Here is a 20,813-nt window from a genome sequence, read left to right as displayed (position 1 = left end):
CCCTGTGGCCGCCTGGCTCGCCCGTCGGATGGAACACGAGCATCGGGACGCCGTCGAGTGAACGGTGTTGACCGCTACCGTACAGACTTACTCTGCCGCAGGTGAGAACGTAGTATTACGCCCTGCGCGTACCAACGATTCCCGGGTCGTTCCCGCGAGCCAGGACATTCGCGGACAGCCGGTGACCGGCGCAACGTAGCACGTCCATGTTGTGACAGACCGCCAGATGCCACGGCACGTTTCGCTAGCTGGTCGCGACCCACGCGTCGCGCGGCTGTTGAAGGGGCTGTCGAACTTAAGGAGAGCGTCATGTACAACATCGTCTGGCTTGTGGGAGCCGTGGTCATCGTCCTGTTTGTGCTCGGCTATGTCGGATTGAGGTAAGGCCTTCGTTACCGTTGGAAAACGTCGCCAGCGGGGGTGCCATCATGTCTGGACGGCCGCCATGCGAAGACGCGACGACGAGCCGCTACGACTCACCGCCGGGATGAAGAAACGCTCCGGCCGCGATCGTGCGCGCCAGCCGCGCACGATCTCCGGTCAGACGATCCGGATCTACCTTGCACAACGGAGTCTGTGATGAAATGCGCAGAACGGAAGCCCGCTGCCAATGCCGTCTCCAGTGATGCCGCTACCGGGGCGGAAAATGTTCAGGAAAACGATGCACCGCTGCCACTGCCGCACGAGACCGACCAGTCCGCGGAATCGCAACACGAAGAAGGTACCCTCGACGTCGGGCGACAGGCGCATCAGGACCTCTCGCGCGGCCTGACCGACACCGATCGTCGCGGCGGTGATGCGTATCAGCAACGCAAACAGAAAGATGCGAACACCAACACGCAGTCGCCTGAACACGAGGTCACGTGCAAGCGCTAGCCGTTTATATTCGCGTTCGCCGGCACTCACGCCTGAGCCGGTGCCACACGTCCCAACCGCACCGCCTGATTCTGCCGCACGGACGCAACCTGCTGATATTTCCGGGACACGATCGTCCCCAACAACTCACAACCGGAGGCCATCATGCGCATCTACCATCCCGAACAACATCAGAACAGCGACAAGAGCGAACCCAACGTCGACAAGGCCGTCGAGGACACCTTTCCGGCGAGCGATCCGCCCTCGATCGGCGGCGTAACAAAAATCAAACCGGAGCCGGATCGCAAGAAATCACATAAGAAACAGGTCCGTAGTTAGTTAAGGAAGCTCTGCACAACTAGCTTTGAAGCGTTACCTTTCACATCGAGCGCAACCTCGGCGTTCAGATCTTTGTTGGTGAGCTGATTGCGAGGGGTTTTCCGCGCTCCGGAGCGCTCCAACCAGACATATGGCCTTCATCGGCCCGGTGTTTCAAGCTTTGCGCAAAGCTCTGCGAGCCATCCATAAATTGCCCAAAGCAAACAGCGTGGTGATCTGGGCGATGTTCTTCGGCAAACCACGATAGCGCGTCTTCATGTAACCGAACTGCCGCTTGAGGATGCGAAACGGGTGTTCGACCTTGGCCCGAATACCCGCCTTCAGGCGTTCGATCTGATCGTATATCGCGTCCAACGAATCACTCAGATCCAGTTTCCTGCGCTTTGCCGGTCGCATTGCAACATGCCAACGCACCGCCTCAGGCTCACAACGCTTTTCGATACCCTGATATCCGGCGTCTGCGTACACATCCGTTTCTTCACGATGCAGCAACGTCTGGGCTACGGTAATGTCGTGAACATTGGCCGCCGTTCCAATGACCGTATGGACCAGGCCCGAATCGGCGTCCACGCCGATATGCATTTTCATCCCGAAGTACCAGTTGCCACCTTTCTGCGTTGATTGCATTTCAGGATCGCGCGTGCCGGAGCCATTCTTTGTCGAACCGGGCGCGGCGATCAGGGTGGCGTCGACTGCCGACCCAGCCTTAAGCATCAGGCCTTTCTCCGTCAGGATTTCATTGACCAGCGCCAGCATTTGCACCGCCAGACCGTGCGTTTCCAGCAGATGGCGGAACCGGAGAATCGTGCTTTCATCCGGCAAGCGGACCATCCCGCCGTCGAGACCCGCGAACTCGCGATACAGCGGCACGTCATAGAGTGCCTCTTCCATGGCAGGGTCTGACAGACCGAACCATTGCTGCATGAAATGAATCTGCAGCATCGTCGCAATCGGGAACGGCGGCCGACCGGTTTTGCCCGTGGGATAGTGCGGCTCGATCAGCGCAATCAGCTTCAACCAGGGCACAACGCGTCGCATCTCATCGAGAAATTCCCGCTTGCGCGTGCGCTTCGTTGACAGATCCAGACCAAGACCAAGTTGCGTCATTACACTGCTCCCCACCTAATTGGCTCTGCTTCCAGGATAGCTCAGCAGCAACGCAATGCCAGGACTTTTGCAGACCTTCCTTAACCATAGGGTGCGACGTCACCGCCTGAGAACCCGGAGTTCTGTCAAGCGACTTGAGAGCCGGGATGGCCTCGGACGAGAGCTGGATTTACATGGTGACCTCCAAGAGCGGGGACCAGCACGGATCGGACGCCCCCCGTCTGTACGATAGCGATTACCTGGGCCCTCTGCCTGGGCTCGTTGTCTCGCGACGCATCAGTCCTGAGGGTGGTCCTCGCGGTCGATCTCGGCGGCAGCCTGTCCCCAGATCTGCTCGTCCTGGCCTTCTGGGGTACCCGCGCGCTCCCATAGTTCGCGGGCCCGGCGCAGTATCCGGGCTTCCCTCTCTGAAGTCGGCTCGCGTTCTTCAACCGTCGCACCCCGCGCATCGACATGGACGCTCGTGACGTCATATCCGTCAGCGAGCTGATGCCAGACCTTGACCTTGTTCATCTCTTCAAACTGACGGGTGGCGGTGTTGATCGCCTCTTCTTTTGTGCCTTTGGCCACGGTAATACGCATCAACTCACTGTGATGGGGATGGCCGCGATGATCAGTGAACGTCTTATGGAAGATCACCTCATAAGGCCGTCGCTCGGACACACCGCCGCTTAACGCAGTCAGTGAAATGATGCCGATCAGGTGCTGGTCTCCACGATCGAGGACGGCCAGACGCTGCACATGATTCTGGCGCATGATCGTTTCGGCGTCTTCGGCCCGGTCATCCTCGAAGCAGAAGAGGATCTCGGCCGACATCGCCTCACGCACGGTCATCTTGCTGACGTCGCGGGCATCCGCGACGCCGCGCATCGTGATATCGCGGTCGGTAATCATGCCGATCACCCTGTTGTTCAGGCACACCGGCAGGGCACCGATATTTTCCTTTTTCAGCTTGCGAGCTGCCGCGTCGAGGGTTTCCCCAGCCTGAACGCAAACTGGCTCTTTCATCACATCTCTGACTAACATGACCTTACCCCTTACGGGCTGTAGTGAAAGGACGTGCCCGCAAACGCAGTGAGCAGCAAATCTCAGGCCTCACAGGCTGCGCGTCGGTGAGTGTGGACGTGACGGGCTGTTCGTTACCCGATGGTTCTGGTGGGTGACTTCTTCCCTCGACTGCGGCTTTGGGTGGGTTGACCTCGGCCGCGTCGACCGCTCTTGCCGCCAGTTAGGCGATGACCTTTTGATCGTCACACAATTGTCGTAGGATGGAATAATTGAGACATCACAGTCGGGCCGCCGAGCGACGACAAGGAGCGACATGTCATGCACGCTGATCCCGTGGAATACAAGACATCGACCATCATGCCTCTCGCTCCAATTTCCATGCCAGGCTACGCCGCAACCGCGATAGTCACGCACCGGAACGGCAAACGCGAAACATTCGGCATTCTTGGTTACTTCGCGTCCGAAAGCGCGGCATGCATGTTTGCCGTTGAATACGCAAAAGCCCATATCGACGGTCGGCAACACCCGAGGCCGCCGTTTTCCCTTCGGTAAAACTGCGCGGACCGTTTGCTTTCTAATGCGCGTTGCCCCGCTTTTCGCAGCGTCGTTTCGCATCCAGATCGCAATCGCAGCCGCCCATTTGCCGTGATCGCATGACTCTCACAGAGTGGCGTGGCAGCGCTCGCGCCTAGCTTTCCGTCGTCGCATACCGGGGCAGGCTGATCGTGAAGACGCAGCCGGTGCCTGGCACATCGCGCACGCTCAGCATCCCGTTATTGGCCTCGACACTACGCCGCGTGATGGACAGTCCCAGTCCCAGTCCGGTTCTGTCCTCGCCATTCTGGGTAAACGGCAGGAACATCCGTTCTGCATCTCCGGGCGGCAGACCGCCGCACTGGTCTCTCACATCGATCAGGATGCGATCCGACACGGCATACGTGTCCAGCGTCACCTCGCTGTGAGGGGGGGTGAACTTGAAGGCGTTCTGCAGCAGGTTTCCGACCGCCGAGTAAAGCTGGTCATGGTCTCCACTGACGGCGAGTCGCGGGTCCACCGCGGACACCTTCAATATGCATCCGCGAACCTGGGCCGCAAGGTCGGCGGCACGTTTGACTTCCGCAATGAATTCACCAACGGAAAACATCCTGGATTGCACGGAAATTCCTGCTGACGTCCGGACCTCATCCAGTGAATGCGCGATCAGATCGCGCAGCCCGTCCAGGCTGCGCTCCAGCACCGCCCCCGTGGCGCCGGACAGACTTAAGTTTCCGGTTTTGGCGGCGGTAAACGCGAGCGTGGCAGTCTGAAGCAGGTTACGCAGTTCGTGGGCGAAGAATCCCAGCCGTTCATGCAGCTCAATGGCCTGCCTGCCCGCCACTGCAAAATCGCGCTGGTAGCTGAATTCGGTGACCGCATCGGCTATCGCATTGTCCAGACAGCGGTTGAGGGTGCGGAACTCGTCGATCTGGAATGGCGCATCGCGCTCGTAAGCCAGATCGGTAACGGCCTGGCACAGGTCGCCGTAGTCGTGCACGACCTGATCTACCGAGAACCCGAGCGCCAACAGTTCCCGCCCGTGCTGTGCGGCTGACTCGCCAATTTCCGATAACGACGCTCCACCGCCCGAGGGTCCCGAAATCCGGCGGCTGTCCATCGGCTCCGATGTCTGCTCCATCCGCAGCGTCCTGATGAGCTGGTCCAGGAACAGCGGCACCCCATTCTGGAGTTGCTGCGCAGTTGCCGCCCGCGCGGGCCGTTGCGCGACCTTAGCCCGGCATCTTTCTATCAGCTCATGGCGATTGTTAGCCAGGAAAACGTGCATCATGATGCAACCCCCGACGCCAGTCTTCGGCACTTCATTAGTGGCCAGCTGTCGCGGCCAGACGCTGTCTGCGGCGACGCCGTCATTGTCCCGGACAAAATTGCTCAACCCCGTCCAGGGCAAATGTTTGTGCGCGGCAGTCGCCGTGACCGGTTGATTTTCCGGCAACAGCTACCTTTCACCTGCGTGTAGATACATCTTACGCGCGCTGTGCGTTCTCGCGGGGAAGCGGCGTGGGCGGCATCCAGATTCGAGGTGCGCCGGCCGCTGCGCGTCAACGCTCCGGTGCAGGACAGTCAGGCGGCACGATGGCTTCGCATAGCGCGGCGTGATTTTTGCTGCTCCTTCCTGTTCAAGGCAAACCAGGGGCGGGAAAAGTGGACCAACAGGAGCAACGGCCTCTGATCCTCCTCGTCGACGATGACAGGCTGACGGCGGCGGCATGGACCACCGTCCTTCGCATGAACGGGTTCGAGGTCGTCTGGGCACCTGACGGTGGCTCGGCTTGGGCCCTGGCGCGCATGGGCCGGCCGGATCTGCTGCTGACCGACTGGGACATGCCTGGTATCGACGGCCCCGAGCTATCCCGGATTTTCCGGAAGGATCCGGTGCTGGCCAGCGTGCCGATCATTCTGGCTTCTTCCTTGAGCCTGCCGCCTGCCGGCCCCCCTGATTTACACAATCTGTTCCTGCAAAAACCGGTCGATGCCATCGCACTGTTGACCGCGGTATCCGCGCTTGCGGTTGTAGCTGTCGCAACTGACACGTCGCAAGCAGATGATGCAAGGCCGGATGACGAGCTTCCGGGCGACCAGCAATAGTCAGACATCTGCGGTGCGCGCAACATCCGTTGCAAACGTCCAATAACCGCATCGCATATGAATGAACGGTTTCGAGCGATGCCCATAGTGGTCGCCAGCCGGCGCCCACTACCCCGACCGGCTCTAGGCGTACCAAACGATTGCGACGAAATGGCAGGCCGAACCCGCCAGCACGAACAGATGCCAGATCGAATGGGCGAACTTCAGCCGGCTATCCATCAGGAAAAAAGCGACCCCGCCGGTGTAACAGGCAGCGCCTGCCAGCAACCAGGCCAGACCCGCTGTGGGCAGCAATGCGAAGAGCGGCCATGCGACGGCGAGCACCGCCCATCCCATCGCGAGATAGAACCCCGTCGACAGAAGCGGATGCGCGAGCTTGCCGAACGCCTGTAATGCGATGCCAGCTACCGCCAGGGTCCAGATGACGAGCAGCAGTGCCGTGCCTTCGTGTCCGGACAGGACACCGAGCGCAAAAGGGGTGTAGCTACCGGCGATAAACAGGTAGATCGTGCAGTAGTCAAGCTTCATGCAGAGTCGCTTGGCCCGACCGGGCGGCAGCCCGTGGTACACGGCCGATGTTGCGTACAGCAGTACCATCGTCGACAGATAGGCCGCGGCGGCCGGCATTGGCACCCGGTTCGAAGCGGTACGTGGCAGCGGCCAGACGACGAACCCCATGACGACGACGAGTATCAGTCCGGCAGCGTGAATGAGCGTGTTCGCCACCTCTTCGCCGAGCGTCTGCATCCGAACGTCGTCCCGTCTCATGGCCCACCGGGTAAAGAAATCTGCTTCGTATTATCCGCAGGAGGGCAGGCGTGGCAAAGCGGCGTGTCGCGGGAAGTCCGCCAGCATCCCGTCATCGGTGCGGGAGGAACTACTGGAGATGTCTGGGCCGACGCGTAACTGTTCAGATCCATCAGCCTGCCGTCCGGTCCCAGGTCTCTTTCCGCTGCATCAATCAGTGAAGCTGTTCCAGGATTCCCATTACCGCATAATAAGAAATTAAAATTCTGTGAATCAGATATCTCGTATAGCGCGTCGCCCGCCGCATTGCGCGGGCCGGTTATTGATTCTCATTGGCAATAAAGCGGCATGAACTGCGCCGGGTAATTAAGATAATCAATCAGCAAGGACGGTCGGTATTGTTGACGGCGGGACAGCGATATCCCTTTTTCCGCCACAATATCGACAGTTCAGGCCGATCCAGACGTCCTTCATGTCGAGTCAATGTAATGTTTCTGTAAAATACGCCGAACGCAAAACACCAAAAAGGGCTGGAGGTGAAGGACCATGGCGGATGATCACGAACAGGAAGAGTTTTTTCATATCCGGAAAATGGTGCTTGAACTCGAGCGGTTAATCCAGAACGGTGATATTAAGGATCGGAAAAAAAGCAGTAGCGCAACCCGATTACTGGCGAAAGCGGATCGATGCGTTGCTCGCTACACCGGCGCTTTCCGAGTCCATCGCGGCGCGGACTGCGGCGTTACTCGTACAACTGGATCGGATTGCGGATGCGCTGAAGAAAAGCGGGTAATTGATACGATGCTGGATAATCAGCACCTACACTGAAGCTGTAACAGACAGTCGAAGTCGGCAGGGAGTTTGCCATGATCGAATCCTGGATCGGCGTGATCGTTGGGTCGTTCGCGCTCGCAATCGCCGCCACGCTGGTCGTGGGGCACTATCGGCGCGAGCATGTACGGGAACGCCTGCTCAGGCGGATGGACCATCGCCACAGATGGGAGGTGACGCGGCGCCGGCATTGACACCGCTAGTCGTCTCCTGCCCGTTCGTCTCGGTAGCCATGTCGACCTGCATTTTCCACAGGCTCGGCGACGGGCGCCTGTTGAGCTGACAACCACTGAAATGACCTCTCAAGACCAGGACCCAATCGGGGCCGCCCCGTCGAGCCTCACGGTGCGGGCTGCGGCAGGCCAGCTAAGGATCATTCCGGTCTGGCAGGCTCTGGGTCAGCACGCCGCGCACGCGAAACGCATCCGGGTTCATTGCAGCAGGAAGCAAGACTTCTTCGAAATGACGGTCACGTTCGAGTCAGTGTCACCCACGGCACTGACCGACATCACCCGGCGGTTGAGCGCCCAGCCATGGGTTGTCGCGGCCTCCCTGCACACCGCACCGGCATCCCCGCCACGCGGTGACAGCTAGATCTGCACGCGCATAAAAAATGGATGGTCAGCCTTAGTTTTGCAACCTCAATGTGTGACCTAAGATAGAAGGGCTTGCGCAAATGTATCCGGGCTCGAAATGGGCGCGGATGAAGCGCCCGGCCCTCGATGAGAAGCCGCGCCCGACTGTCCTTAAAAAGCCATCAGTCTGCGGGACTGGATTTTGTGTCAGGTGTTCAGCCGGGCCGTGTGCCGTTTATCTTCATCACAGGTTGATGGTCGCAAAAGCAGGCAGGAAGTGTTGATCAGGCGGGACGCGGATTTGCGCGATACTCGCCGCCTCTGGCCAGGATCGCCCACACGATTCTGGCCATTTTGTTGGCCAGCGCGCAGGCGACGACATTGGTGTGACGGCGTCGCAGCAGAGCCTGCACCCATACGCCGAGCGCATCGGCACGCCTGTGGACGCAGCGCAACACAGCGCGTGCGCCCTGCACCAGCAACGATCGCAAGTGCCTGTCACCGCGTTTGGAAATGCCCAGCAGCGTCGCCCGGCCCCCGGTCGAGTGCTGTCGTGGCACCAGGCCCAGCGACGCGGCGAAGTCACGGCCGCACCTGAATCCATGCACGTCACCGGCCATCGCAAGCAGACTGCTCGCGGTCATCGGGCCGATTCCCGGAATGGTAAGCAACCGCTGGCCGGCTTCGTTCTCAGCCAACTGACGTCTGAGTTCGGTTTCGAGTTCAGCGATTTCGTTGCTGAGTTGGCCGTGGCGCCGATGCAGACGCAGCAGCAGGCTCACCATTGGCGGCGGCAGCGCGTGAGCCGGATCATCGAGCAGCACGGGCAGGCGCGTGATGGCAACCGATCCGATCGGCAGGCTGACGCCGAACTCCAGCAAAAAGGCATGAATCTGATTACTCGTCGCCGTGCGCTCGCGCACCAGTGCTTCGCGCATCCGATGCAGGGCCAGCAGGATCTGCTGCTCAGGCGTCTTGACGGCGACAAAGCGCATCGACGGACGCGAGGCTGCCTCGCAGATCGCCTCGGCGTCGGCGAAGTCAGTCTTGTTATCCTTGACGAACGGTTTGACGAACTGCGGCGCGATCAGGCGCACCTCGTGTCCGCACGCCCGGAATTTGCGCGCCAGCCAGTGCGCACCGGCGCACGATTCCATGGCGACTGTGCAGGCGGGGCAATTGGCAATCTGGGTGTACAACTGGCTGCGCGATGCCTTCCTGCGCCACAACTCGTGCCCATGAGCGTCTTGCGCGTGAACGAAGAAGCAGTGTTTGCCCAGATCGATACCGATCAACGTCGCGTTTGCCATGATGGCCTCCCGGAAAAGGAAACGGCCCGATCAGCGTAAGCCGATCGGGCCGTTTCGGTCAGGCTGACCATCTCATTAAGCCAGGGCGGAGGAGGCTCTGGCTGAGCGGCTTCAGTCGGTCGAAAGGACCAGCAGAAGCCGGGGGCGGCCACTGCGCCTGAGAGCGCCGCAGCCGATTACAGACTAACGTGGTTTTGTTGTCGGTTAAATTGATGTTTACCGTTATCGGGTCCGCTTGGACCTGATGATCAGACCTGCAGCGCCGCTAGCGGGCCGTAGGAGGTCTGACGCTGCCGGTTTCGGCCAGACATTGATTGCCTGCAGAAATTGTGGACGACCGCAGGCCAGATGGGTGATGTTCCTTTCCTGATCGTGCAGCGATCTGCTGGCTTACGAATTGGGCAAGCGGGTCATGAGGTGAAATTCCAGGTTGCTTTCCGGAAAGGCTGTCAGCAGTAGCTGGCCTTCGCGCGGGCGGCGGCCAGTTCGGCATCGTATTTCGACGGTGGGTATTGCGCCGCGTCAAGCGCGCCACGCGCCGAGACCAGGGCCGCGCGCAGCGAGCGCCGATGCAGCGCGCCTCTCGCGGCATTCACACGCAGGCACTCGAGCGGTCCAAGCAGCCCGTCCGCCTTCAGACTCGCCTCGACCTCGTTGACCACGGTGAATGCCGAGGTCAGCTGACCACCCTGGCCACGGGCGAGCAACACCCCATGCAGGAAATCAATTCTCTGGTAATGATCCTCATACATAACCGTCCTTTCTGGTCTTCGCGCATGTGTATTTGTAGTACATTTTCTGGCAAAATGTTGCATTGATGTGTGCGCCAGGCAAGATAACTCCGCCCGGAAACCGGCGGGCCTATGCGGCATTGGGAATCCCTGCCACCCGGACGGGTTTTGGGCAGGGACGCCTTCCTGATTCACTGCTGCTTGATGGCATTCCGCAAGCAAGCCCCGGTGGTTGAATCCATTGGATATTGGAGACGTCTCCGTTTCTGTTGGCAGACGTTTGAATGAACGCGCGAATCCTCCCGAAGCAGAACTGCGCCGAACAAAAGCCCGCCATTGGGACAGACTACATAAGTGCCGTGCGGGAACTACACCGTATGAACCGCATTTACGACAGCTTACGGAGCATGAACAAGGTCCTTGTTTATGCACTGCAGCGCATAAGCGCTTTTAGATACAGTTCCGGGTTGTACGCATTAGGGGTAAGCATCTGATTTGTACCGTTCCCCGCTTTGCGTAGAAGATGCAATCATCGGCTGCGACGGACACGAGTGACCGACTCTGTCCACAAACAGCCCGAGAATGGACACAGTGCCTCAGACAGTCGAGTTACCTGCCAAGCGCCAGAACCGACGGCATCCATTGGAATGGAAGCGATCGGTCGTAGAGCAGACGCTTGAAACCGGCGCGTCAGTCGCCAGGGTCGCCCGCGACAACAGCATCAACGCCAATCAGGTGTGGGCCTGGCGCAAACTGTACGCCCAGGGTCTGCTGGTCGAAGATGCGCAGGCGGAGATCATGTTGCCCGTCGTTGTCGATGGACGGTCCGATCGTCCGGCGGCCCATGCGCTGGAGGCGACGAACGCGCCGGCACCTCCGCAGGCTGCAAACGGCAGCATTCAGCTTCAGCATGGCAATACGTCGGTCCGGATAGAAGGCGTGCCCGACGCGACGATATTGCGCCTGGTCCTCGAGCGGATTCTGCGATGATCGGGCCGCCTGCAAACACACGGATCTGGATCGCTGCCGGCGTCACTGACATGCGCTCCGGCTTCAATTCCCTTGCGGCGAAGGTACAGATGGTGCTTGAGAAGGATCCATACGGCGGCCATGTTTTTATCTTCAGGGGCCGCCGTGGTGATCTGCTGAAGGCGTTGTACTGGAGCGATGGCGGCCTATGTTTATTTGCGAAGCGTCTTGAGAAAGGGCGTTTTGCATGGCCCCGCGCCGACACCGGCGTCGTGGCGTTGAGCACCGCTCAACTATCGCTCCTGCTCGAAGGGTTTGACTGGCGACAACCGGTCGAGGCAGCACGCCCGCGCAGTGCTTTGTAAACGTCTGTTACCCGATGATCCGCATGTAGCAGATGGTCGTAAACTGTCGCAATGGATCTGACCGATACCGACCTGCCCGACGACATTGATGCGCTCAAGGCGCTGGTGCGCGCGCATGCGGCGTCAGCTCATGCAAACGCGCAGCGGGTCGTCGAGTTGCAGGACCAACTCAGCTCCCGCGTAATCGAGATCGAGCATCTGAAGCTGACGATTGCGAAGCTGCGCCGCATGCAGTTCGGTCGCAAGTCTGAGAAGGTGGAGCGTCAGATCGAGCAGCTCGAACTGCGACTTGAGGACCTGCAGGCCGATGAAGGTGCGGCCGCCCAGGCTGATTCGAAGAAGGCGCATCAACGCCGCGAGAGCGCCTGTCGCAAACCGCTGCCCGATCACCTCGAACGCGAAGAGCGTGTGCATCGGCCCCTCGAGGAAGACTGCCCGGAATGCGGTGGCACACTCAAACCGTTGGGCGAAGACGTTTCCGAACAGCTTGAATACGTGCGCGCGCACTTCCGCGTCATCCGTCACCGCCGTCCCAAATTCGCCTGTTCGTGCTGCGACTGCATCGTGCAAGCCGCTGCGCCGAGCCGGCCGATCGATCGCGGCCTGCCCGGTCCAGCTTTGCTCGCCCACATCACGACATCGAAGTTCGCGTACCACATCCCGTTCTATCGCCAGTCCGTCATGTACGCGCGCGACGGCGTCGAGATCGAACCGGGCACTATGGGCCACTGGCTGGGCAGTCTGACCTGGCTACTCAACCCGCTGGTCGACGCGGTGCGCCGCCATGCACTTGGCGGCAGCAAGGTTCACGCCGACGACACACCGCTGCCGGTGCTTGCGCCGGGCAATGGCAGGACGAAGACTGGCCGGCTCTGGGTGTATGTGCGCGATGACCGGCCCAGCGGTTCGGACGAAGCGCCGGCGGTCTGGTTTGCCTATACACCGGATCGTCGCGGCGAACACCCACAGCGTCACCTTGCCAACTTCACGGGCGTACTGCAGGCAGACGCGTTCGCCGGTTATGCGGATCTGTATCTGGGCGGTCAGATTCACGAAGCCGCGTGCATGGCGCATGCGCGTCGAAAGCTACACGATCTGCACGCTCTTCGGGCATCGCCGATCACCAGCGAGGCACTCGAGCGCATCGGCGCCCTCTATCGCATCGAAGAGCACATTCGTGGCAAGCCGCCTGAAGAACGACGGCGCGTTCGCCAGGAGAAGGCTGTGCCGCTGCTTGAAGACATGAAGCGGTGGTTCGAGACGACGCTTCTCACACTCTCCGCGAAGTCGGACACCACCAAAGCGATCCAGTATTCGTTGAATCGCTGGCCTGCGCTGGTCTATTACTGCAGTGATGGTCAGGCCGAGATTGACAATCTGATTGCCGAGCGCGCATTGCGCGGGGTGGCTATCGGAAGACGGAATTTTTTATTTGCCGGTGCGGACTCAGGCGGTGAACGTGCGGCTGCGATGTACAGCCTGATCGGTTCTGCCCGCCTGAACGGCATTGATCCAGAAGCCTACCTGCACTACGTCATCGAACGCATCGCAGATCACCCGGTGAACCGGATCGACGAACTGTTACCCTGGAACGTCGCTCCTTTGCTCCCCGCTGCCTCACACATCGATCCCGTTCGCTAGCAGCCGATCCCCTCACACGTCAACGTAATCCGCGACGGTGCAGGTCGAATGCTTACAGAACTGGGTCCAGACGGAAAGCGCATGGGAATAAAGAAAAGGCCGGCCACTCCTCGCTACCCGTACCAAAAAGGTGTTGGTTTTTGGGGCTGATTAACTCGGAGACCCGCGACCCATAAGGGATTGTGGATCTTTTTCTTGCCGGAGATATTTCCGGGAGGCGGGACGATGCGTGAGCGCACGACGCTGAAGGTCGGCGTGGCTAGCTTTCCAGCCAAACCTCATGTCCGAATTGCCATGATAAATAACGCTTGAGCGCCCGGATATCCTGTTCCGTTCCCGGAATGAGGATGACTTTCACGAAGAACGACTCTCACCTTCAGCGTCGAGTTCAGCGAAAAATGCGTCCGCGTCACGGAAGTTGCCTGCCCGAATGTCTTTCTGGCCTAGAGCGAGAATTTTCAGAAGCGCGAGCGTTTGTTGCTGGTCCTCATAGCACTGGGCGTCCTGAACAACGACACGGGCCTTGCCGTTCTGGGTGATGAGGACCGGCTCGCCACTCTCGGTGATAGTCTTCACCATCTCGGCCGTATGGCTCTTAAGGTAGCTGATGGGCTTGATTTGACTGGGTTTCACAGTCGTCTCTCCTGACGGTGGTGTAAATACGATACCAAATTTAGTCTGACGCTGGCCTTCAGCGGACCTCGCATGAAAACGGCACCCTGAAAGCTACTCAGCAATACTGCTGCTGTGCTGGTAGAGAAACTCCGCCTTGACTTCCCGTGTCTGGCACTTAAACGTATTCGGGTAACCGCGAGACAAAAGAGATGGCAACAGATAAACCGAGCCTGATTGCTGCCGCGCGACATTCCGACTCTACCAGGTCTCGGCATCGGCTTCACGCGGAACCGGTCGTTGATGAGCCATTGTTGGCCGCTCAGCGTTGATGACCGCTATGGCCGAAATACGGATGTGTGCACTGCTAAGACCATGATTTGAGGCTGCTGCTGGAATAGATGACTTATCAGGTTTGTGACTTGACTCGCGAGGCTGGGTATTGGAGCTCAGCGCGAGTCGGATCCAACTGGATCGGAAGCCATACCGTCGCGTCTTCACCTTGGCGAATTACGGCTCTCCGTCTTCGATTCGGCTACACCTTCGTCGACCGTCTTGACTGAAAAAACCTGCGAAGAACCTAAAGGCAACCGCCAACTCCGCAGGGCGACAGTTGGCCCAGCGACAACTCAACGCCCAATGCGGGAAATTGTCGCTCGCCTCGTACGTCCCAGTATGTTATGCCAGACGACATTTCGACGACCATCACCTCGCGTGCCCCACCTTCGAGATAGGCTGCTATTTTCAGATCGGTCCTGTGTCCAACGTGTTTCGGGTCGAGCACCTCGACGCATAGGTCCGGCACGAAGGGCAATGGTTCGTTTAATTCAATTCCTTGCCAACGCTCAGGAGGTGCCCAGACGATGGTCGGCACCCGCACACCGAATGTGTTGGTTATCACCGGAACTTCACAGCAGACTCTCGTACCCAGCTTATTGACGAGTTGCGTCGCGACGGCGCTGGTGAGGGCTCGGAATGGACCGCTTGGACGCGGCTTCATGATGACCTCGCCACGATCGTCGAGCTCGTGCCAATGCCAGCCAGGGATGATTTTCCCAGCAGCAAGGTCTCGCCAGCGCTCAGCCAGATCAACTGCGTCAGGTCGGGATTCTGGTTTCATAGGGGGCGCTGGACGGTATGTGGTTCCTGCGAGGAATCTCTAACCATGGGGGGGGAAACCACTGACTGTTGTGCGTCTGACGAAAGGGGCGACGGGAATATTGATCACGCGTTTTCCGACTGCGGTTATGCTACGCATAGCTCCCGGACGTTTCCTGCATTCACTTCTGACGCTATCGCCGCGTATTCGGGAGCCGGCCCTCGCGAGACGGCATGCTGCTCGCGGTCATCCAGATCAAATGTGCCTGCCTCGAGGTGAGCGTTTGTTCAAAAGAAGCATTCGTCTTTCATATTCTCACGCCTGTTAGCACGGTCCGAACCGTCGCCTCATCATCATTATCTCCACCCGGCAAGAAAATCCGTCCAGTCCGACAGGTGCGCGCAGTCCATCGGTTCAGGGTCATCTTCGACAAGAGGGCGCGTCGAGCCTGCTAGGTTGCGCTGAAAGAGCGTTCGTGCGGGCTCAGGGATCTCTCTTAATCGTACGTATGGTATGCCTGAGCCGCCGTAACTTCTGTGGATCGGGACGTCAGGCGATTGGGGGCGTGGCGGAAGCTCTTCCTGGCCGGACAGCACGACAGTGATGCATCGCGCGACGAGGTCCCATACACTCGCCGCCATCCGTGGATAGCCTGTCAGAGATGCTGCGCCAATATTGCCGAGTATGTCATCGTGCAGTTCGACCTCGTAGTTCGCCAGTGCGCCGGATTTGACGTTCGATATGTCAGCATGCGCGAGTATTCGCCTTCCACTTTCGTGACCACCGGGCAGCAACTCTACAGTTATGCGAAGCATTGTTTTTGCCTCCTTGTTCGTACGCGAAAATCAATCCTTGTAGTGATATACCTCTCGCGCATCGCGCGGATGCTGTATCCGTTGTACGTCTCAGGATCTCCATTACTGAAGCCTCAATCCGTGTGGCATTACGCGCAGCGATGGTTGCTGCCAACGTGACGACTGGATTCTGGAAGTTCAATCTCCGTCAGTCAGGCAAAAAAAACAGACCAAACTAGGTATGTCGAACAGAAAATTGGCACTAACCGTAAGACGAAGTCAGGTGGACAACTGGACCTAAGATCGTTATCTGTATAAGCGATGTTAAATATCCTTTATAACAGACGCGTGCGAGACTGCGTGTATCGCATATTTTTATGTATTGATGTTGGACAATAGCGGCGTAGACGCAGAGGCGTTTGGTTCGGCGATCTCGTGATGGGCCACGGTGTACTCAAGGCTGGCCTCGCCAGATTGCGGCGGCCGACATTTTCGGCACAGGACCGCGAGGTAGTCCACGGTTACCGTTCTCACGACCAAACTGCTCTCGTGCACATCGAAGCTCTCCAGGTAGGTGAGATGGAACTCCGCCATATCCACTGGCGCCGCACATTTCGAGCAGGGCTCAATGGGCCCGAGTCCCGGGCGGCGAATCGGGACGCCCTCTCTGGCCATCACTAGGGCGCGCCGGGCGGTGCCACAGACTTGGCTGCAGTAGCATTCGAGACCCTCGCTTCCCGATATTTCGACCTCAGTTTCGCCTTCGTGATAATGAACGCGGTCCCATTCCCTCGATATAGAGAACAGCGCGGCGCGGAATCGCCGCTTGCAGGTGAAGCATTCGTATTCATCGTCGAACTGGTCCACAGTTCCTCCAACTGAACCTACCATGCGAAAGGACTGGTACGAGCAGCGATTTCAATCGTGCGCCCCAGCCAATAAATCGCCTCTCGGAGACTCTCGTTGCGCCAACAATCTGCGAAGACGAGTGCGCTGTACTGCACTAAGTCAAGCCCTGTACTAGTCCCCAACATCGCGCCATTGTGCAGAAGCTACCGTGCCTGGATTTCATGTAGCCACGATTCAATCTGCGCACGCGCATCAGGCGAGCTAATGCCGCTCTCGGATGAGAGATGAACGAAATGTTGGCAATACCCGATCGGAACGCCCAATGCCCGGTCGTCGAGCGCAAGCCATGTGAGGACATCGCGAGACCAGACGTGGCGCAGAATTTTTGATACCCGGTCGGTGCCGTCTCGCGCCTCTCCCAGTTTGGTCCTGACTCGCAGAGTATCGTCGACCACCCGATAACGGAGGCCGTCGGGTAAAAAGGGGAGAATGCCTTCCCGGCCGACATGCTTCAGCCAGGATGTGGTCAGTACAATCTGAACATGTGGGTATGGCGCAAGTAGCTCGATAAGTATCGGCGCGAATTCAAACAGTTTTCCTCCGCTCTCGAGACTGATGTCTCCTGCGTCATCAATGACCGCAGAACCAGCATGTAGTGTTCCGTCGATATCCAGGTAGAGGGCCGGCGCTTGCGCGTCGAACACGAGTTGAGCCATGGTCACGGGGCCTGGACATCAATCACAAACGCCGGGTCGAAGTCCGGATTCTCGAAGGTAACAGGCGTAGCATTTGTCGAGTGACGGGTGGGATAACCCCGAGGGTTGCATATGACTCTGCATCTGTCGACCCTATAGTCTGCTGAGCGATGGATATGCCCGTGTATCCAAACGTCCGCCTTTTCGACCAGCGGTGTCAGGTCGCTCGCGAAACACGCAGACAAGACGTCGTCCGAGTATTCCGAAGGAACCGATCGAGGGTGCGGCGCATGGTGAGTCACGACCACCGTTCTGCCATCAAACGGAGCGCTCAGTCGACTCTCCAGCCAGGTCCTGGACGTCACATGTTCAGTCGCGGCATTGCGTGGTGCAAATTCGTGCAGGGCGCCGTATCGTATAAGTCTATGGTCGTTCATGCTAATTTCTGCCTCGCGCATCGCCACTGCCTTCCACTGCGGACGCAGTTCATAGTCTGTCCAGAGACAGCACCCGAGGAATCGAATGCGATCACTGATAAATTCATCGCGCTCAAGGAAGTGCAACGGCGTCCCGGCCAGGTTTGTACGTAGCTGATGCTGGACCGTGAAAAATTCGTTGCCGTAGAGCTCATGATTGCCGTGGACGTACAACACCGGGACCGCACTCTGACCGTACAAACCAATAGCTTTGGTGCGAGCATGAATGTCCCCGGCGAGAACGAGCAGGTCAACGCCCGGTGCCAGCGCTAGCGCTTCGCTCCCTGGTGCGCCATCTCTGAAATGTTCATGATGCAGGTCTGACGCAATCTGTATGCGCAATTTACCTATCCTCTAAATGTTGGGCATCGATAGATGTACTGAACCCGCCTTGTCCATTAATCGCACGGGAGATCGAGCTGTCTTTGCCGGCCTGGCGTCTGGTCTCGCCAAGGCGACTGCAGAGAACCCCTTTCGATGAGTCGTAGTCACAGAGCAGTGAAGGCCGACGTTCACCGGCGCGTTGTTCTCCCGCGTTTTGGTGCGGCTTTCCTAAATACAAGGTATCTCAATGCATTCCGCAGCCATAACACTAGCAAACCGGCCAGCAATACGATTACGACGGGAAACGCCAGCAGAAAGGCTTGATGTGCAGTAATCTGTGTCAAACAAATGCCTCCCGGTCGAGAATAATTGAGCGGGGTTTGTTGTAGGAGGAGCGCCCTTTGAAGGGCTGCGCCTCCCCATGGTGTCCATACTCATCGCTGTTGCGCCGTATGCGAGGGCGCGAGTAGCGCTGACAAGATCAATCGAACCACGTCCCATATTCCATCCTCGGGCTTGTAGCCGAGCGGTTCAAGATCGAAGCGGGGAGAATCAACCAACAGAATGCTCGCGTTCGCAACGCCGGATCGCATCACAACATCGAAGCGTGCGACTGGAACGCGCCAACTGTCCGGGTGGTGTGCGCCAACGTAAACGGAGTAGCTGTAACACTCGCCATCGTCGGCATTTTTTCGCAAAGGTGCGGGCGCATCCGTCCTCATATATTTCCTGACCGCCTCCAGCGCCTCTATCGCTCGGTGCCCGAAAGATCTCCCGCACCGAGCGGGCGAACCTAGGCCTTGCTGTTCCGCAATACACGGAGGCGGCAACTCACCGTGCTGCCACTCGCACGCGGTGACTCGCAGGCGCCATTCACCGTCTAGTGGTGGAGCGCTATCTTCTTGCAATTTCACCCCTTATTGCGGGACACACGTCAACATCGGCACCGCGTCGAATATGCGAACTGTCCGGAAATTTTCAGTCGGACAAAGCGCGGACGGCAAGCAGGCCGATCAGGCATCACTGAAGCGATTATAGGTCGTTTTGATCTTTTATATATTAGCCCGTGAACCGTCGTCGTTCATTGTTTCTGCGCATCGCCGATCAGGGGCGATAGGGTGTCTGTACGCTTGCCGGATTCTGCGTCCCTTGGGTGTTTTATCGTCTGACAAACTGCCCTACGCAATCCGACTTCCATCGCGTCGTCGCGGCGGCGTCATCTGTAAAATGAGCACAGTCCGGTATAACTTGGCCGCTGCTTGCTTCCGGGCTCCGGCAGCACTTGCGGGGAGGCTGGAGAGTGGTCTTGGGCGAGTCATCAGCGCCAATATCCCGGTTCCACACCCACAGCCACGCACTGACGTACGCGCCAGACAACGATTCAGAGACCATCGGGTCTGCGTCGAAGACCACCACACCCCGTGCGTGCGCGTGCCGTCTGCGCGCTTGGACGATGTAGTGATGTTTGGTTTCCTGCAACCCGAAAAAATCGATACACATTTGTGACGTTAACCCGTCAGCCTGCATCCTGCCCAATTGCTCGCAGAAATCCTCTCGTTGTTTTTTCGGAGAACCGTCGGCAGCAGCATTGAGACTAACCTGCTCAGGGTCTCCGTCGACCCACACCCAGGCGCTGACATACGCGCCGTACTCGGACACAAGTACGATTGGCGCCGGGTCAAGGCTGATGTCCCCCGTTCCGTGGTCAAAGATGCGTTCAGCGGCGGCGATGAACGGACTTCCCGCCGACTGCTTCCCGAAAAAGTCGATGAAATGACCGGGAAGCAACCCTTCGCTCTGAAGTTTGGAGAGTTGTAACTCAAAATAGCGTAGTGTTCGAAAACCCATAGCGTAGAGGTATTCGTCGGATATGACGCTGTTTTTCGCCAACTGGGGCCGTGTGCTGGATGGTGGTACGACAGAAATTTTCATGATGCGAGTTGCAGGTAGAGGTAGTTTGGAATGGAAACGTGCTCGGAGGAGAGCTTCTTCTTCGTATAGCGCCACTGTTTAACCTTCGGCGCATTTTCATCGCGAGAAGCGGGTCCGGTGTGCGAGACAGGTGTCAACTGAACCTTCACGGGCGCAGGAGAGGTTTGACGCGATGTGTGCGACGACTCATTTTCGTAGTATGGCGGCAGGTGATGTGCAGATAAGTCGGGAATTCGTCGTTTCGCCGAGATCACGCGCGTCGCCGGTGCTGAAGGCGATAGCGCGTCCTCACGGAAAACTCCAATGCGCCGCTGTTTCGTGCTCGATGAGCTATCCTGCGTCGGATAACCGCTATGCCCGCCTCGCGGGGTGTGGGGCAGAGCTGCGTCGCCGCGCGAGTCCGTCAGTGGAGCGGGGCGGCGCCGCCCGGATAAACACTGCCGCGGCAGTCCTTCCCGGTTGGACATGAATGAGTCTTGGGTATCACCGAGAAGATGTTCATTTGTGTCACGCTGTCAACTACGCTCGCTGTTGCCAGAAGATTGACCTCGACAACCTGGTGCCGCGTCCCGTTCTCCGTTTTAGACAGGACATGGCGCTCGGGTGCACGGTTGTCTAGAAAGCGCACAACAGCTTCCATGAAACCCGAGCGGTCCGGGATGTCAAGCTCGGAACGGTACTTTGCGAAACTGCGGAGATCGCCGACTGGGAGCAGTTCCCGGTAGACATCTAACCCTACTACGACCTCTACCAGGGCGCATCGAGACTCGGCCCACGAATCCAGGAGTGTCCAGAGTTCTGGGTCTCCATAGTCAGCAAACACGAATAGCCAGCAATTGGCAACGTGAAATTGAATGGTCAGCAATGGGCCCAGTGGCGTTTCGTGGCCCCCAGCGTCAAGGAAGCGTAGT

At 58.5% G+C, this 20,813-nt stretch carries 22 protein-coding genes; 9 read left to right on the top strand and 13 right to left on the bottom strand.

Translation table 11 applies throughout. The features are described from left to right. Positions 1–445 precede the first annotated feature (445 nt). The 3 genes from AYM40_RS43245 (at position 446) to AYM40_RS41860 (ending at position 1,194) form a co-directional block, all read left to right on the top strand. Positions 446–580 carry a hypothetical protein gene (locus tag AYM40_RS43245; protein ID WP_256390479.1) on the top strand — a complete coding sequence of 45 codons (135 nt, stop codon included), beginning with the start codon at positions 446–448 and terminating at the stop codon, positions 578–580. Then, a complete protein-coding gene (locus AYM40_RS09945; protein WP_063496078.1) occupies positions 580–876 on the top strand; it encodes a hypothetical protein in 297 nt (98 codons plus the stop codon). Before AYM40_RS43245 ends, AYM40_RS09945 begins: the two co-directional genes overlap by 1 nt. Before the next feature lie 144 nt (positions 877–1,020). Beyond that, a complete protein-coding gene (locus AYM40_RS41860; RefSeq protein ID WP_181448414.1) occupies positions 1,021–1,194 on the top strand; it encodes a hypothetical protein in 174 nt (57 codons plus the stop codon). A 153-nt stretch (positions 1,195–1,347) separates the two neighbouring features. Here AYM40_RS41860 and AYM40_RS09940 read toward each other — a convergent pair whose 3' ends face one another. The 3 genes from AYM40_RS09940 to AYM40_RS09925 all read right to left on the bottom strand — a co-directional run bounded on the left by AYM40_RS09940 (position 1,348) and on the right by AYM40_RS09925 (position 5,134). Then, a complete protein-coding gene (locus AYM40_RS09940; RefSeq protein ID WP_063496077.1) occupies positions 1,348–2,301 on the bottom strand; it encodes an IS5 family transposase in 954 nt (317 codons plus the stop codon). A 276-nt stretch (positions 2,302–2,577) separates the two neighbouring features. Next, positions 2,578–3,327 (bottom strand): CBS domain-containing protein, encoded by a 750-nt coding sequence (locus tag AYM40_RS09935; RefSeq protein WP_082855033.1) that lies wholly within the window; start codon positions 3,325–3,327, stop codon positions 2,578–2,580. 670 nt (positions 3,328–3,997) lie between these two features. Continuing rightward, the gene (locus tag AYM40_RS09925; protein WP_181448421.1) at positions 3,998–5,134 is read right to left on the bottom strand and encodes a sensor histidine kinase; all 1,137 of its coding nucleotides are present in this window, start codon (positions 5,132–5,134) and stop codon (positions 3,998–4,000) included. A 332-nt stretch (positions 5,135–5,466) separates the two neighbouring features. Here AYM40_RS09925 and AYM40_RS09920 point away from each other — a divergent pair, with 332 nt between their 5' ends. Then, on the top strand, positions 5,467–5,952 hold the full coding sequence (locus AYM40_RS09920) for a response regulator (protein ID WP_236720935.1): 486 nt from the start codon (positions 5,467–5,469) through the stop codon (positions 5,950–5,952). A 123-nt stretch (positions 5,953–6,075) separates the two neighbouring features. Here AYM40_RS09920 and trhA read toward each other — a convergent pair whose 3' ends face one another. After that, the gene (gene trhA / locus AYM40_RS09915; RefSeq protein ID WP_236720934.1) at positions 6,076–6,699 is read right to left on the bottom strand and encodes a PAQR family membrane homeostasis protein TrhA; all 624 of its coding nucleotides are present in this window, start codon (positions 6,697–6,699) and stop codon (positions 6,076–6,078) included. A gap of 546 nt (positions 6,700–7,245) precedes the next feature. Here trhA and AYM40_RS09910 point away from each other — a divergent pair. Further along, complete coding sequence (locus AYM40_RS09910) at positions 7,246–7,527, top strand: hypothetical protein (RefSeq protein WP_063496072.1); 282 nt, start codon at positions 7,246–7,248, stop codon at positions 7,525–7,527. Between the two features lie 38 nt (positions 7,528–7,565). Further along, complete coding sequence (locus AYM40_RS41855; protein ID WP_181448413.1) at positions 7,566–7,724, top strand: hypothetical protein; 159 nt, start codon at positions 7,566–7,568, stop codon at positions 7,722–7,724. Positions 7,725–8,389: 665 nt separating this feature from the next. On the opposite strand, the gene AYM40_RS09900 is transcribed toward AYM40_RS41855, so the two are convergent. Both AYM40_RS09900 and AYM40_RS09895 read right to left on the bottom strand, forming a co-directional pair. After that, complete coding sequence (locus tag AYM40_RS09900; RefSeq protein WP_063496070.1) at positions 8,390–9,415, bottom strand: IS110 family transposase; 1,026 nt, start codon at positions 9,413–9,415, stop codon at positions 8,390–8,392. A 449-nt stretch (positions 9,416–9,864) separates the two neighbouring features. Beyond that, the gene (locus AYM40_RS09895) at positions 9,865–10,167 is read right to left on the bottom strand and encodes a hypothetical protein (RefSeq protein ID WP_063496069.1); all 303 of its coding nucleotides are present in this window, start codon (positions 10,165–10,167) and stop codon (positions 9,865–9,867) included. A 561-nt stretch (positions 10,168–10,728) separates the two neighbouring features. Between AYM40_RS09895 and tnpA the strand changes: the two genes are divergently transcribed. From tnpA to tnpC, 3 genes are read left to right on the top strand one after another with little or no spacing between them, the layout of a single operon-like run. Beyond that, the gene (gene tnpA, locus AYM40_RS09885) at positions 10,729–11,136 is read left to right on the top strand and encodes an IS66-like element accessory protein TnpA (RefSeq protein ID WP_082855032.1); all 408 of its coding nucleotides are present in this window, start codon (positions 10,729–10,731) and stop codon (positions 11,134–11,136) included. Then, on the top strand, positions 11,133–11,480 hold the full coding sequence (gene tnpB, locus AYM40_RS09880) for an IS66 family insertion sequence element accessory protein TnpB (protein ID WP_035936384.1): 348 nt from the start codon (positions 11,133–11,135) through the stop codon (positions 11,478–11,480). The genes tnpA and tnpB overlap by 4 nt, the downstream gene beginning before the upstream one ends. Positions 11,481–11,531: 51 nt before the next feature. After that, entirely contained in the window at positions 11,532–13,121 is a 1,590-nt protein-coding gene (gene tnpC, locus AYM40_RS09875) for an IS66 family transposase (protein WP_063496066.1), read from the top strand. A 354-nt stretch (positions 13,122–13,475) separates the two neighbouring features. Here tnpC and AYM40_RS09870 read toward each other — a convergent pair whose 3' ends face one another. The 7 genes from AYM40_RS09870 to AYM40_RS41345 form a co-directional block, all read right to left on the bottom strand. Next, positions 13,476–13,754 (bottom strand): type II toxin-antitoxin system Phd/YefM family antitoxin, encoded by a 279-nt coding sequence (locus AYM40_RS09870; RefSeq protein ID WP_082855031.1) that lies wholly within the window; start codon positions 13,752–13,754, stop codon positions 13,476–13,478. A 559-nt stretch (positions 13,755–14,313) separates the two neighbouring features. Next, positions 14,314–14,853, bottom strand: coding sequence for a Uma2 family endonuclease (locus AYM40_RS09865; protein ID WP_063496065.1), 540 nt, complete (start codon positions 14,851–14,853; stop codon positions 14,314–14,316). A gap of 1,148 nt (positions 14,854–16,001) precedes the next feature. Beyond that, a complete protein-coding gene (locus tag AYM40_RS09855; RefSeq protein ID WP_063496063.1) occupies positions 16,002–16,493 on the bottom strand; it encodes a hypothetical protein in 492 nt (163 codons plus the stop codon). A 185-nt stretch (positions 16,494–16,678) separates the two neighbouring features. Further along, positions 16,679–17,191: an HAD domain-containing protein gene (locus AYM40_RS09850; protein WP_063496062.1), complete on the bottom strand. Its 513-nt coding sequence runs from the start codon at positions 17,189–17,191 to the stop codon at positions 16,679–16,681. 2 nt (positions 17,192–17,193) lie between these two features. Beyond that, positions 17,194–17,988 (bottom strand): metallophosphoesterase, encoded by a 795-nt coding sequence (locus tag AYM40_RS09845; protein WP_063496061.1) that lies wholly within the window; start codon positions 17,986–17,988, stop codon positions 17,194–17,196. Positions 17,989–19,128: 1,140 nt separating this feature from the next. Continuing rightward, entirely contained in the window at positions 19,129–19,902 is a 774-nt protein-coding gene (locus AYM40_RS09840) for a hypothetical protein (protein WP_148662150.1), read from the bottom strand. Continuing rightward, positions 19,899–20,156 carry a hypothetical protein gene (locus tag AYM40_RS41345; protein WP_158515268.1) on the bottom strand — a complete coding sequence of 86 codons (258 nt, stop codon included), beginning with the start codon at positions 20,154–20,156 and terminating at the stop codon, positions 19,899–19,901. Before AYM40_RS41345 ends, AYM40_RS09840 begins: the two co-directional genes overlap by 4 nt. Positions 20,157–20,813 lie beyond the last annotated feature (657 nt).

Origin of the sequence: Paraburkholderia phytofirmans OLGA172 (assembly GCF_001634365.1) — a bacterium.
In the GTDB taxonomy this organism is placed as follows: Bacteria; Pseudomonadota; Gammaproteobacteria; order Burkholderiales; family Burkholderiaceae; genus Paraburkholderia.
This window is presented reverse-complemented; position numbering and strand designations above follow the sequence as displayed.